Source organism: Thermanaerothrix solaris (assembly GCF_032334255.1).
Taxonomy (GTDB): domain Bacteria; phylum Chloroflexota; class Anaerolineae; order Anaerolineales; family Anaerolineaceae; genus Thermanaerothrix; species Thermanaerothrix solaris.
In genome coordinates, this window is record NZ_JAUHMF010000002.1 from 136503 (window position 1) to 149595 (window position 13093).

The window sequence follows — 13093 nt, forward strand, 5'->3', positions numbered from 1 at the left end:
AGAAGGGGCATACCCTTCTCCCCTAATACGTCAGAATCATCAAATGCCCGAAAGGGCATTAAAGACGTGGTTCCTTTCCCGTCATTCGAGGCGACCGAGAAATTGACGATCATAATCATCCAATGCCCACCCGGGCCGCTGTGCGGGTGTCCGCGTGAACCGCCCCGCCTCTCAAAATCCGGGCTGCGTGATCCTCACACAGCCCGTTTCTTTCCTATTCGCCCCGCCGCCCCCGCGCTCCCGGTGGCGGGCTATCACCCCGGCCGCTGTCCGCCACCCCCGCAAACCCGCCCCGCAGCACTGACCCGCTTCACCCCCCGCTGAAAAGGAGGCCTATGTCCTTTTGCGCCGCGATCAACTGCATGGATGGCCGGGTTCAACAGCCGGTGATCCGCTTTCTGCAAGCCCGCTTCGGTGTCCCCTTCGTGGATATGATCACCGAGCCGGGACCCAGTCTGATCCTCGCCGACCGCTCCAACGCGGTTAAAGTCCAATCCATCCTGGAACGGCTCGCCATCTCGATCCACAACCACGCCGCCGTGGGCATCGCGGTCGTCGCTCATCACGACTGCGCCGGCAACCCCGCCCCGCGTGAGGTCCAAATCGCCCATCTCCAGGAAGCCGTTCGCTTCCTCAAAACCCACTCCGAAGCCCGCCCCATCCTCGCCCTGTGGGTGGATGAAACCTGGAGCGTGACCGAGATCCCGCTTTAGACCCAAACCCGCCCCTCTCGGATTTAATAGGATATAATACATCCAAAATCACGAGGATAAGGCGGGGCACATGCGTTCAGAGATACGTACGGTACGGGAGATCATCACCCCTCAGCTGGTCATCGAGGGCGCGGGGGTGTTGCTGCTGCGGGCGTTTGCGCCCAGCCGCGCCAACCCCTACGATCCTTTCCTGCTCTTTGACCATTTTGCCTTCAACGATCCTCGGGAAGGGCCGCTCCGTGGCTTTCCCACTCACCCCCACCGCGGGATCGAGACCGTGACTTACATGCTCGAGGGCCAGGTGCGCCATCGCGATAGCCTGGGCAACCTGGGCTTCATCGGGCCGGGCGATGTGCAGTGGATGACCAGCGGGCGCGGCATCCTGCACGAAGAAATGCCCACCCGCAGCCCGCAGGGACGCGTGCTCGGCTTTCAACTCTGGGTCAACCTGCCGGCGGCGCTCAAGATGGGCCCGCCGCGCTATCAGGATGTGCCGGCGGCGGCCATTCCCGAGGTCGCCTACGGTGGCGCGCGCCTGCGCCTGGTCGCCGGCGCGGTCAACGGCGTGAGCGGCCCGGTGCGCGCGATTGCCGCCCAGCCGGTCTACCTGGACGTCTCCCTGCCGGCCGGCCAGGTCTTCGAGTGGGCCACCGACCCCGAGCACACCCTGCTGGTGTACCTGTTTGAAGGCAAGGGGCACTTTGGAGCCGATGCCCAGGGGCAAGCGGTGCAGGTAGCAGCGCCGTGCATGCTGGTATACGATGCGGGTGAGCGCGTGCGCATCACAACGGCCGACGGCGCGCGCTTCATGCTCATCAGCGGGCGCCCCTTCCGCGAACCGATTTACCCCTACGGGCCCTTCGTCATGACCACGCGCGAAGAGATCGAGCAAACCCTGCGCGATCTGCGCAACGGCACCTTCGTCCAACCCTAGATACAAAACCCCTCTCGGACGTCATCTCAACGTCATCCCAAATGAAAGCCGGAGCAGCCTCCAAGGCGCCGCTCCGGCTGTTTTCGTTTGCGGGCATCAACCCCGCCCCCGTCCTAGGGTGTCGGCGTATCGGTGGGCGTGGGCGTCAGCGTGGGCGGAGGGGGTGGCGTGGGCGTCAGCGTGGGCGTGGCGGTTGGCGTCACCGTGGCGGTCGGCGTGGGGGTGGGGGTCGGGGTCGGCACCTGGAGGTTGAGGTGGATGCGCCGTTCGGCGTAGGTATCGCGCTGGCTTTCCACGTAGAGGCGCAGGGTCACCCGCCCGGGCGGCACCTCGTGCAGATCCCAGGTCGCCAGCAGGCGCGGCTGATTCTCGCTGGTGTTGCCGATCGCCAGCGCCGTCCACTCATCCGGGTCATCGCCCCGGCCGTATTCCAGGCGAAACTCGCGGAACGGCTCCGGCACGGTGACCAGGGCGTAGATCTCCAGCGGGCTGGTGGTGATCGTCTGCCCCTCGCTGAGGTTCGAGAAGAGCAGCAGCGGGCGGGGATCACCCGGGCGGCACTCGCGCTCGGGGACGAAGACCAACGGCTCCTTGAACCCGTACTGCTCCGCCCACCGCCGCCCCTCGTCGGTCTCACGGATCCACTTGATGGCAAAGGGGTCGGTGACGTTGAGCGCCAGCACCTCTTTGATCGAATCGGCGCAGGCTGAGGTGGCGCGCAACCCGGTCCAGGTATCAATGATCACCTTCTTCCACAGGTCGTCGTCTTTGGGCCGGGGCAGCTGGTCATAGGCAAAGTACTCCAGGCGCTGTGAGGGGCACCACTCCGAAGGCTCGGCGCCGGAGACCTCGCAGATGATCTTTTCCACGATCCCGGCCGGGCGGATGAACGGCGTAGGGCGGCCATCGGTCAGTTTTTGGATCGCCGCCTGCATAAACTCGGCCCAGATCGGCGCTGCGCCGGTGAGGCCGGTGGTGTTCTGCATGGGGGTATAGTCGGCATTGCCCACCCACACCCCTACGGCCAGGTCGGGGGTGTAGCCCAGCGTCCAGTTATCGCGGAAGTCGTTGGTGGTGCCGGTCTTGGCGGCGACCGGGAAGGGCAGGTTGAGCACCGAGTTGGTGCCGAACATCGGCGCGCGCGCCTGGTTATCCGAGAGGATCGAGGAGATCAGGAAGGCGTGCTCCGGGCGCACCACCTGATCGCCGGCAGGGGGCTGGTACTCATAGACCAGGTTGCCCTTGTAATCCACGATTTTGGTGATCGCCACCGGGGGCACGCGCCGCCCGCCGTTGGCAAAGACGGCGTAGGCCGCGGTCAGTTCAAGCAGGCTGACATCCCCGCCGCCCAGGGTGAGCGAGAGGCCGTAGTCGGGGCGGGTGAGGGTGGTGATGCCCAGGCGCTTGGCAAAGTTGATCAGCCCATCCGGCTGGGGCGTGTTGGGGTCGTCGTAAATGCCCACGAACTGCAGCGCCTTGACCGCCGGCACGTTGTACGAATTGGCCAGCGCCACGCGCACCGTCACCGGCCCGTGGAAGCGCCCATCGTAGTTGACCGGGCGATAGGGCTCGCGTGGATCGTTGGGGTCGCCTGAGGGCGGGAACTCACTCGGCACATCCCAGATCAGGGTGGCCGGCGTCCAGCCCTTTTCAAAGGCGGCCACGTAGGTCAGCGGCTTGATCGCCGAGCCGGGTTGGCGCGGCGCCAGCGCCATGTTGACCTGGCCGGAGATGGCTTCGTTGTAAAAATCCGCCGAACCCACCATGGCCAGGATTTCACCGGTGGTGGGGCGGATGGCCACCAGCGCGCCGTTGGTCACGTGGCGGTCGGCCAGTTGGGCAATCTGGCGCTTGACCATCTCTTCGGCCTGTTGTTGCAGGTCGGGGTCGAGCGTGGTATAGACGGTGAAGCCGGAGCGGTAGATGGCATCGGCGCCGTATTGGGCTTCGAGCAGGGAACGCACGTAGGTCACCCAATGCGGGAAGCGCATCACGTTGGTCGGCGCCTGGAACTGGTAGGTTTCCATCTCCCGCGCCGCCAGGGCCACATCTTCCTGGGTGACGCACACCGGCTGCAAACTGGTGCTGACCTCAATACAGCCCTTTTCCTGGCTCATCTCGTACATCAGGCGCAGCACCTGGCGGAAGCGGTTGAGCGTCACCTCGCGGTTGGTCTCGATATCGTACACCGCCGGTGATTGGGGCAGCCCGGCCAGGAAGGCTGCCTGCGCCAGGGTCAACTTCTCGGCGGTGGTGTGGAAATAGGTCTCGGCGGCGGCTTCCACGCCGTAGGCCAATTTACCGTAGTAAATCTCGTTCAGATACAGTTCGAGGATCTCTTCTTTGGAATACTTGCGGGTGATCTCAGCCGCCAGCACGATCTCACGCGCCTTGCGTTCGACCGTGCGCTCGGCCCGTTCATCCGGCGAGAGCAGCAGCGCCCGCGCCAGTTGCTGGGTGATGGTCGAAGCGCCGGAGACCACCTCGCCGGTGGTGTAGTTCTGCCACAGGGCGCGCGCGATGGCCCAGGGGTCAAAGCCGGGATGGTTGTAGAATTCCTTATCCTCGGTGGCGAGGGTGGCAGCGATGAGGTAGGGGGAAATTTTTTCCAGCGGGACGTAGGTGCGCCGCCCGGCGCGGGGGTCCAGGATTTCGTAGATCAGGTTGCCGTTGCGGTCGAGGATGCGGGTGGTCTCGAACTGCGAGGCGCGGGCCTGCAGATCATCCACGCTGGGCAGGTTGGCGGCGATGGTGAAGTAGCGGTAGATCAGGAACGAGCCGATGGCGATGAGCACGACCACGCCGGCGAAGAGCAGGGCGATCAATGCGCGCAGCAGGCAGCCCAGGGCGCGCTTTCTGCCGTTGCCCGGCGGGGGTGGGGGCTGGGTGGGCGGGTTGCCGGCAGCATTGCGCGCGGGGGGAGGCGCCCCGGCCGGACGGGAAGGAGCGGGCGCGGCTGCGGCTGGGCGGGCAGGGCGCGCCGGAGTGGAAGGCGGGGGGCCGCCCGGACGTGAGGGCGAGGGGGTGCTCGCCCCCGCGCGGGGTTGGGGCGGCGTCGTTTGGGGCGGCCGCGGGGGTGAGGCCGGGCGGCTGACGCGCGTCGGCCCGGGCGCGGGCGTGATGCGCACGGGTTGGGGGGCCGGTGGGGGTGGAGGTGGCGGGGGAAGCGTGGCCTGCTCATCCGGGGGCGGGACGGGCGGGGGTGGCGTTTCGGCTGCCAGCAGGTCGTCACCGAACCAACCGCCGGTGCGCTCGGGGAGGCCGGTCGGGTGATGGCGCAGGGCCTGGGTCTCGCTGGCCGGCGGGGTCGTTGGGGGTGGTTGGGTCGGCGCTTCACCCGCGGGCGAAACCGGGCCGCCTCCCGCAGCGGGTTCAGGCGCGTTTTCGGCGGATAGACCGGGGGATTCGGGGGGCGGGGGGGGCGTTGGGCCGGGTTCGGCGCTGCCCTCCACTGCGGCGTCTGCGTTGCGCGGGGAAGCAGGGGTGTCTACCGGGGCGGTTGCGGATGGCGGTGTGGGCAGGGATGGTTCAGCGGCGGTAGGGGTTGGGGCAGGCTGTTCTTCCGCCGCAGCCGCCAGCCGGCGCAGGCGTTCGCCGGGGCGGGTGGGTTGGGTATCTTCCAGAGGGGTCTTCTCGTCTTCATTCATCCTAATCACCTTCGCCGGGACAGAGTGATTCAACTCGCCTCTATCGCAGGCCGGGTTGTCCTCATTCTATCACAAGATGAAAGGCGCGCGACGTCAGAGGAGCAGGTACCACGCCAGGCCGCCCAGGACGAGGTTGAGGCCCATATGCGCCCAGGCGGCGGCGTGCCAGGTGCCGCGGCGCAGGCACAACCCGCCCAGCGCCAGTCCCAGGCCCAGGGCGGGGAGGAGCAACAGGGGCCGCCCCTGCCCGAGGGCAAACAGCGCCGCCGAGAGCACCACCGCGCGCGGGCGGCCCCACCGGGCGGCGAATAGTTCCAGCAGCGCGGCGCGGAAGAAGCGCTCTTCCACCCAGGGTGCAAGAATTACGCCAATCCCCAGCCAGAGCCCCAAGAGCAGCGGGGGGAGGGTGGGGATGAGCGCACTAGCGTCCGGCCAGCGGCTTTCGAATCCGGCCAATAGCAGTGCATAGACCAGGCCGGCCAACCCACCCAGTCCCAACCCCAGCAGAAAACCTGTACCCTGGTCACGCAGCGATGTCCAGCCCTCTACCAGCAGCGACCTGACCCGCGGCAGCGGCGTCGCCAAAAGCAGGGCCAGAACCTGCCACACATATAACCACGGCTGGCCCAGCATTAATATCTGGGTTGGCTTGGGGAGCGTGCCCACCGATGCGCGGGTGCCAGCGATGAGCACACCCAAATAGAGTAGCCAGGGCAATCCATACGCCAGAACGAAGATCCCCAACATTGCCCGGGGCGAATCCGGCTGCAACCACACCAGCAACCGCCGTAAACCCACCAGGGCCAGCCCCAGCAGCCCCAGCATAGGGAGCAGCAGGATCAGCAGTGGGCGCAGTTCGGCAGCATTGGGCATCGGCAGGCAGAGGATGCGGGACCAGGGTCGGCCTCCGGGCTGTCTGAACGGCGCTTCGGCTACGGAGACCGCCCCTGGTCACATGACATTAGCAACCACCCAATTCAATCGGCGTCTGGCAGGGTGTAGGCGTACGCGTTGCCGTGGGTTTTACCGTGTTGGTCGGCGAAGGCGTGCGCGTAGGCGTTCTGGTAATCGTGGGTGTAGGCGTAATCGTACGGGTCGGGGTGATCGTGCGCGTGGCGGTTGGCGGCGCTGGCGTGAACGTGCGCGTGGGCGTGCGGGTGATGGTGGGCGTGCGCGTGACGGTGTGGGTGTAGGTGGGCGTGGGTGTCGGCGCCTGAAGCACCAGCGTGGTCAGAATCAGGCTCGATTTCGGACGGCCATCGGTGTTGCGGGCCAGGATGGCAACCGTATAAGTGCCGTTTTGGATCACCTGACCGGGCTTATTCGAAGCTCCCTGCCACCAGGTATCAATGCCCACGCGACGGGTGGTGCAATTGCCCCCGCTATCGCCGAAGAGGCAGTAAATGGGCGAGGTATCGCGGAAGTAATGTACCAGGTCGCCATTGCTGTTGTAGACAAAGAAGTAGACGTAGTTAATGTTACGATCCCAGTCGCCGCTACCCTGATGCCCTTCCACCCGCGCCCGCAGGCTGAAGTTAAGCCCGGAGATAATCGGTGTAGGCTGAATGTTGGGGCCCATCAAGCCACTCACATTCATGGCGCAGGACAGGGTGGGCACCGGTGTGGGCGGAATCAGGTTGTAGTAGATGGTACCGTTAAATTCCCCGCTCCAGTAGAAATTCTGGGCTTCTATCGCCGGAACCGGGGTCACACTCATACGCGGCGTGGGCGTGCCGGCACCAACCACCGGGTAGGAATTCACATAAGGCGTGATCCAGAAGGTGAAGGTGTTAGAACCGGGGTTGGGCGAGCCGTAAACCCACTTGAAGTAGGTGCTACCCAACGCGCCCAGGTTTTGGTTGCTGGGGTTGATAAACGTATGGGCGAACGGGTAGGTACCGGTATCGGGCGGGTCGTAAATCTTGGTCGTATTGCCGTTATTGGCGTACCAGTTGAAGATGTGCCCGGGGCGTGGACCCTGCATCTGATTATGCCAGTTGCCGCTCCAATCCAGGGCCGCGCCGCTGAATTGGATCAGATAGGGCCCGGTGTTCTGCAACTGGGATTCGAGCACATAGCCCCCACTGCTCAGCAGTTGGAACATCAGGTCTTCTTCGCCGATGTTCTGCAGCAGAGAACAGTCCGGCACCGGGGTAGGGGTACGAGTAGCCGTCGGCGTGCTGGTGCGGGTGGGCGTGCTGGTAGGGGTATCCGTGGGGGTGAGGGTGGATGTGGCCGTGGGCGTTTCAGAAGGGGTAGGGGTGAAGGTCGCCGCCATGCCGATGGCCCCCGCCAGGCCGGTAACGCGCGAGACGCGGAATTTTTCCACAATGCCTTCACGCTGGGCGCTGACCAATAGCCCATCCCACCATCCATTGGCACCCGGTGTCCACAGGGCGGCGATATTGGGCAGCGGCGTGATTAGGGCGTGGCGATAGGTCAAGGTGACGCGCACGCGGTCTCCCGGCCCACCGGGGTCGTCCATGTAACGGATGATGTTGCCGTTCTCGTCCATCTCGATACACACCGGCAGGTAACTGTGGTACTGAGGGTCGAGGCGTTCGGCGGTCAGGAAACCAAACTGTGGTTGCCCCCCATCATAGTGGCGGCTGCTGCAAATGGAAATTGCAAAATACCCAGTGCGGTTGGGGTTACCGCGATATTGCGTGCTGAAGGAGGTCAGGGGATGACTGAGGTAGCCGAGATAATCCTGAGCGATGGTAAAATCATCGAACGCCGCCGCAATCCCCATCGCCCCGGCCAGAGCGGCATCACGAATCGAGGGCAGGCGCGCCCAGTCTTGCAGGCGGTTGGTCATCTCTTCGGCCATGCGGTCGTCTTCGGTGGTTACCCGTCCATCGCCGTTCCAATCGCGGCGTGCCGGTACCTTGCAATCCACCTTGCCATCGGCCAGGTCCTCGTCGCCCAGCCCGTAGATGGCGTCCGCCTCATCGCAGTAATCGGGGTTATAAGCCCCGGTAACAGCGTAGCGCACACCAAAGCGGGCCCCATTTTCCAGCGCCAGCCAGGCCTGCATGAAGCGCCCAAACTCAATGATGCCAAAGATCAATAATAAGAACAGCGGCAGCGCCAGCGCAAACTCCACCAACGCCTGGGCGCGGTGGCGCCGCGCGGTGCGAGAACGTTTCCCGATGGTTATCATAACGCCCCTCCTCCCTCCCCAACGGGAGGTTTACCAAACACCGTTTGTCCGGACATCCTGCCTTGCACAAGCATAGCCTTCCCCTTCTAGTCGGTAATGCGCGTGTAGATGCGCGAAGCAATATCCTCAAAGATCTTGAGCAGCCCACTGCTGGTGCTGGTGTAGTAGTACTGACCGCAGCTGCGGTAAGCGGGCGTCGCCGCACACGGGTCGGTGGTGCGGTCGCCATCATCGCCCACCGCCGCGGCATAACGCAGCAATTTCTCACCTAATGCCACATTGCCCAGGCCGATGGAGTAAATGGCCACGTCGTTACCCCGTGGTTCATTGGGGTTATTTGATTTGGTCAAGGCCAGTTGATCAATCATATCCATCGCATAATCCATGACACTATAACGATAATCCTCAGGATTCTGAAGCACCCACGTTGTACCCGGCGGGCAGGTGGAGGCACTCGTATCCACACAATAGCGCGGGGTAAGCGAGGTGTCCTTGCAGGCCAAGGGCCACCAGCCCTGATTCAACTTGCCGTTGCAAAAACCGTTGGGATAGGCCGAAGGCACCGCACCGCCGGTGTTGGGGGTATCGCCGATACCGGTGCCGCCGCTACCATAGGTATCACTGAGATTGGCAAAACCATCCGAGAGCAGGACCATAACCCAGATGCTATCGGGGCGGGCATCCTCAAAGACGCGTGTGCCCGCCCGGATTCCGCATCCGGTGCAGGTCGAGAGGAAGGACAGCGAGGGCTTGAGGCCCGGAACACCGTATTTGGCACGCTCCTTGTCATAGTAAGCAACGCTGGCATCATGATCGGCCTGGGTGAAGACGCCATCGCCATCCCAATCGAAAGCATCCAGTTTGCCGTTGTCATCGCAAGGCACCCCACCGGCGCCGAAAGGATCCGGCGCGCCCTCATCGGTGCCCCACCAGCGGTCGGCGACGCGGGGATCGGTCATCGGCGGGCAGGTGTAGCCCAGTTTCGTCGGGTTATCATAATCCGCGCCGTCGCCGTCCAGGTCTTCGGGGTTGACCGGGTTGTATAACTTCTTATCGCGCCAAGGCGCCCATAATTTGCCGAAAGGCGGGTCATCATGCAGTTTAATGCGGTCAATGGCCGCCTTTACCTGCTCCAGGTCATCGCTCATCATGACTAGGTTGCCGCTCTTATCCGGGATTGGGTAAATAACGGCTTGAGAATCAAATGTGACCAAACCAACCCGGTCATAGCCATCATAGAGTTTATCCACCAGCACCTTAGCCGCTTCTTTGGCGTCGCGCAGGGATTTGCAGGTATTGGTGAGGTTACAACCGCCGGGACCATCGGGGTCGTAGTCCGGGCCGTAGCCGGGCGTACCTTCGGCCATAGATTCGGAAATATCAATCACGAGCACTAGATCCACCGACGCCGCTTCGGAGATGGCATCGGTGGTCAAGGGAATATTGCGGAAGCCGAGCAAACTGAGGAAATACAGCGGCGCATGCTGGGTTGCGCGCACATAGACCAGACGGCGCGCCGCCTCGCCGTGCAAAGTATCCGGGCAGCGGGTATAAAAGAACGGCGCTACGGTTTGCAGGTCCGGGTCCGGACCGAGGATGCCATCAGCATCGCAAATGCGCACCACCAGGTCTACCTGGCTCATATCCAGGTTGTGTAGTTCCAGCGCTTCCTCGGCAGAGCCGATCATGCGGCTCAAGTCCATGGTGCCATCGGGATTGCGGTTGACCTCGCCCCGCTTAAACGAATTGGCGGCCGCAACCGACGCCGCATCCACCGCGCGCTTGAGATGCCCGTAGGTCACATAAAGTGAGCCGGCATCAATCGCCAGTCCGACGAAGAAGACCAACGCCAGCAGGGTAACGGCAAAGACCACCAGAATCTGACCACGAGGGCGAAAACGGTTCATCTCATGGTGCTCCTGGAGTAGGCGTTGGCTGTGCAGCCGGTAAAGACATAATGGTATAGGTCGTGATCTGGAACGGGTCGGGGACAAACGCGGTGAAAACGGGGAGTTTAAGCATTTGCTCATGGCAGTAATATACCTCAACCGCAACAAATCCTTTGTTGGGGGTGGAATAGTCGGAGAGCAGACTTTGAACGACATCACGGGTGAAATGGGGGGTCGTGCGCACCACGTTGCCCTGACAGTCTTTATTCCAGTTACCGTAGAGCGAGTAGTACCCGTTCGGTTTGGGCCACACATCGGTCACAACATTACCCGAGACGGTATAGACCGAAATGACCACATCATCGGTGGCAGGGTTAAGATAAACAAACGGATTCATACCGTTGCAAAAGTCGGGGTCGGTGCACGAGGAAGATCCCTGCGGGGGCGAGAAGACGCACGAGGTGGTAAACCAGAAATCGTAGTAATCCGGGTTACTGCACGACCGCGCCCCAATGTGGGCGGTTTGGAATGGATCGCGCACTGAGGCAAAACGCGCCGCCTCGCGGGTCAGGTCGAGCAAGTCAAGGTAACGCCCGATGAAAACGGCCACCTCAACGACCCCCAACAGCAAGATCAGCAGGACGGGCAACACCAGCGCCAGTTCAATGAACGACTGGCCACGTGGTTGGGGAAAGCGAACGCGCCTTATGGATAATCTCACCCTGACCTTCTCCGTAAGTTTTTTGAACATCGGCCAACAGCAGCCTTAGCCTGGGATAACCCTCTACCGCGGCCTGATGTTACAATAGCCGAAAGTGGGTTGATCTGTCAAGCCATTCTTAGGATTCTGTAAGGTAATTGTCATGGTTTTATCACCATTTTTTCATCTAATTTTCACAGTTAATTGAAGTAGGACTCACGATAGAGACAAAACCGAAGCTTCCCCGTGCCATGGGGCAACGGGGAAGACATCGGTATCGGGCATACTTTTTATCTCCCCTACGGCAGGCGATAGGAGAGCAATTCAATCGTGTAGGGGGGCGCGCCTTCGGTTTGGCCCACGCTTTTCACCATACCCACACCGCGCGCCAACCATTGCGTACTTTGTTCTTCGATCTCGAACGTCATTCCCTCGGCGACACTGGTGGTGAAATGAACTTCACACGTCACCCGCAAGGCATCAAAGGTCCCGGCCGGCACGGTGATGGTCTCAAAATCCTCAGCCCGGCAGGCATAATTCACCTCGGTACGGGTCTCAACGACGATCTCCCCCTCCAGGGTGCTCTGGCCGCGAAAGACCGTTTTTTGATGCCAGGTCTGCCCGGGACGCAGATCGGCCGGGTGGTAAAACCCTTCGTTCGACTCGAGGGTGACATCCGTCTGCATTTCTCCGGCGAAGACCGAGCCGGCCACCGGCCCGGGGGTGAGGTAGATCAGGTTACCATCCTGGCACTGCCAGCGGCCCTGGCGCACCGCGCCGGCGGCGAACTCGTCCTGATCCACGAAGCCGTCCGCGGTTACCTCGATAACGGAGCGGGTGAAAGTATCGGTGGTCTCATGGATCAGTTGGTAATCCCACGTCGCCCCCAAGCGCACCGGCAGATAGGGATTCTCGCAGGCCGGACTGCCAAACCCGCCCGGCGGGGGCGGCAGGGTGGGGGTTGCGGCAGGGAACGCGGCGGTCGGCGGAACGGGCGAGGGCTGCAGCGCGCCGCCACCAGACACGGTCAAAGTTGGGTTAGGTGTGGGCGGCGTGGTCGGGGCTTCCCGACCCGGTGCGGCACAGGCCGCCAACACCATCATCGCCAGCCCGATCATTGGGCTCACACGCCGCAGGTGAGAAAGCCAAAATCTCGTCTTCATATTTACCACCCCTTTTTTGACCATTATAGGAAAAAAGGGGATGAAAATCAATTTTTGATAATTATGGTAAACTATGAGGCATTACAGGTGCGGGTCTTTTCTCTGTTTTGCCGATGGAGGTTCGCATGAAACGCAGACCATGGACTTGGATCATGTTCATCGGGTTGGGATTGCTGGCCTGCACGCCGGCAACCCCCACCACTGCCCCTACCGCCACCTTCGCCGTTGCCCCGCCCACCGCCACCCCCTTGCCGCCCACCCAATCCGCCCCTGCGCCCGCTGAGCCCACCCCCACCGCCGCTGCCGACGGCGGGAACATCGTGATCTTCAAGATCGTGCCGGGCGAATCACAAGCCTCTTACGAGGTCGGCGAGACCTTCTTCAACCAGAACAACCGCTTCAACCTCGCCGTGGGGGTGACCACCGCCGTTGCAGGGGAAATTGAAGCCAACCTGGCCGATCCCCCGGCCAGCCGCATCGGGACGATCACGATTGACGTCAGCCAATTGAAATCCGACAGCACGCGCCGCGATAACTACCTCCGCAATAACGCCCTGGAGTCGGCGCGCTACCCCATCGTCACCTTTGTTCCCACCGCCATTGAGGGTTTGCCCACGACTTACGCCGAAGGGCAGGATTACACCTTCCGCGTCCGCGGCGACCTGACCGTGCGCGAAATCACCCGCCCGGTCACCTTTGACGTGACGGCGCGGTTGGAGGGCCAGACCCTGCGCGGCACGGCCACCACAACGATCCGCATGAGCGACTTCGATGTCGGCCCGATTGACCTGGTGGGCATCCTGCGCACCGAAGATGAGGTGAAACTGACGTTGAAATTCGTCGCCCGACCCTAGATCCGCCCTCCCGTTCCCCTCCGGCGGAGG

Annotated in this window: 9 protein-coding genes and 1 CRISPR repeat array (1 of these 10 running past the window's edge); of the genes, 3 read left to right on the top strand and 6 right to left on the bottom strand. The window is 62.7% G+C overall.

The window, feature by feature from the left end; genetic code table 11:
- A CRISPR array of direct repeats spans window positions 1-65; the repeat unit is 36 nt; it begins 1653 nt to the left of the window's first position.
- A gap of 270 nt (window positions 66-335) precedes the next feature.
- Together QYE77_RS08840 and QYE77_RS08845 are read left to right on the top strand one after the other, a co-directional pair.
- Window positions 336-713 (top strand): carbonic anhydrase, encoded by a 378-nt coding sequence (locus QYE77_RS08840; RefSeq protein ID WP_315625029.1) that lies wholly within the window; start codon window positions 336-338, stop codon window positions 711-713.
- Between the two features lie 70 nt (window positions 714-783).
- Window positions 784-1647: a pirin family protein gene (locus QYE77_RS08845; RefSeq protein WP_315625030.1), complete on the top strand. Its 864-nt coding sequence runs from the start codon at window positions 784-786 to the stop codon at window positions 1645-1647.
- Between the two features lie 113 nt (window positions 1648-1760).
- On the opposite strand, the gene QYE77_RS08850 is transcribed toward QYE77_RS08845, so the two are convergent.
- The 6 genes from QYE77_RS08850 to QYE77_RS08875 all read right to left on the bottom strand — a co-directional run bounded on the left by QYE77_RS08850 (window position 1761) and on the right by QYE77_RS08875 (window position 12209).
- Window positions 1761-4472 (bottom strand): transglycosylase domain-containing protein, encoded by a 2712-nt coding sequence (locus tag QYE77_RS08850; protein WP_315625031.1) that lies wholly within the window; start codon window positions 4470-4472, stop codon window positions 1761-1763.
- Window positions 4473-5387: 915 nt separating this feature from the next.
- Window positions 5388-6167 carry a CPBP family glutamic-type intramembrane protease gene (locus tag QYE77_RS08855; RefSeq protein WP_315625032.1) on the bottom strand — a complete coding sequence of 260 codons (780 nt, stop codon included), beginning with the start codon at window positions 6165-6167 and terminating at the stop codon, window positions 5388-5390.
- Window positions 6168-6255: 88 nt separating this feature from the next.
- Window positions 6256-8457 carry a TadE/TadG family type IV pilus assembly protein gene (locus QYE77_RS08860; RefSeq protein ID WP_315625033.1) on the bottom strand — a complete coding sequence of 734 codons (2202 nt, stop codon included), beginning with the start codon at window positions 8455-8457 and terminating at the stop codon, window positions 6256-6258.
- A gap of 86 nt (window positions 8458-8543) precedes the next feature.
- The gene (locus QYE77_RS08865; RefSeq protein WP_315625034.1) at window positions 8544-10364 is read right to left on the bottom strand and encodes a VWA domain-containing protein; all 1821 of its coding nucleotides are present in this window, start codon (window positions 10362-10364) and stop codon (window positions 8544-8546) included.
- Between the two features lies 1 nt (window position 10365).
- Window positions 10366-11067: a TadE/TadG family type IV pilus assembly protein gene (locus tag QYE77_RS08870; RefSeq protein ID WP_315625035.1), complete on the bottom strand. Its 702-nt coding sequence runs from the start codon at window positions 11065-11067 to the stop codon at window positions 10366-10368.
- Between the two features lie 278 nt (window positions 11068-11345).
- Window positions 11346-12209 carry a TapB family protein gene (locus QYE77_RS08875; RefSeq protein WP_315625036.1) on the bottom strand — a complete coding sequence of 288 codons (864 nt, stop codon included), beginning with the start codon at window positions 12207-12209 and terminating at the stop codon, window positions 11346-11348.
- A gap of 125 nt (window positions 12210-12334) precedes the next feature.
- Between QYE77_RS08875 and QYE77_RS08880 the strand changes: the two genes are divergently transcribed.
- A complete protein-coding gene (locus QYE77_RS08880) occupies window positions 12335-13063 on the top strand; it encodes a YceI family protein (protein ID WP_315625037.1) in 729 nt (242 codons plus the stop codon).
- Window positions 13064-13093: the final 30 nt, after the last annotated feature.

Bases quoted from the DNA above. Each gene is read 5' to 3' on its own strand.
- QYE77_RS08845 (WP_315625030.1), top strand. From the start codon at position 784: ATGCGTTCAGAGATACGTACGGTACGGGAGATCATCACCCCTCAGCTG.
- QYE77_RS08875 (WP_315625036.1), bottom strand. From the start codon at position 12,209: ATGAAGACGAGATTTTGGCTTTCTCACCTGCGGCGTGTGAGCCCAATG.
- QYE77_RS08840 (WP_315625029.1), top strand. From the start codon at position 336: ATGTCCTTTTGCGCCGCGATCAACTGCATGGATGGCCGGGTTCAACAG.
- QYE77_RS08860 (WP_315625033.1), bottom strand. From the start codon at position 8,457: ATGATAACCATCGGGAAACGTTCTCGCACCGCGCGGCGCCACCGCGCC.
- QYE77_RS08865 (WP_315625034.1), bottom strand. From the start codon at position 10,364: ATGAACCGTTTTCGCCCTCGTGGTCAGATTCTGGTGGTCTTTGCCGTT.
- QYE77_RS08880 (WP_315625037.1), top strand. From the start codon at position 12,335: ATGAAACGCAGACCATGGACTTGGATCATGTTCATCGGGTTGGGATTG.
- QYE77_RS08855 (WP_315625032.1), bottom strand. From the start codon at position 6,167: ATGCCCAATGCTGCCGAACTGCGCCCACTGCTGATCCTGCTGCTCCCT.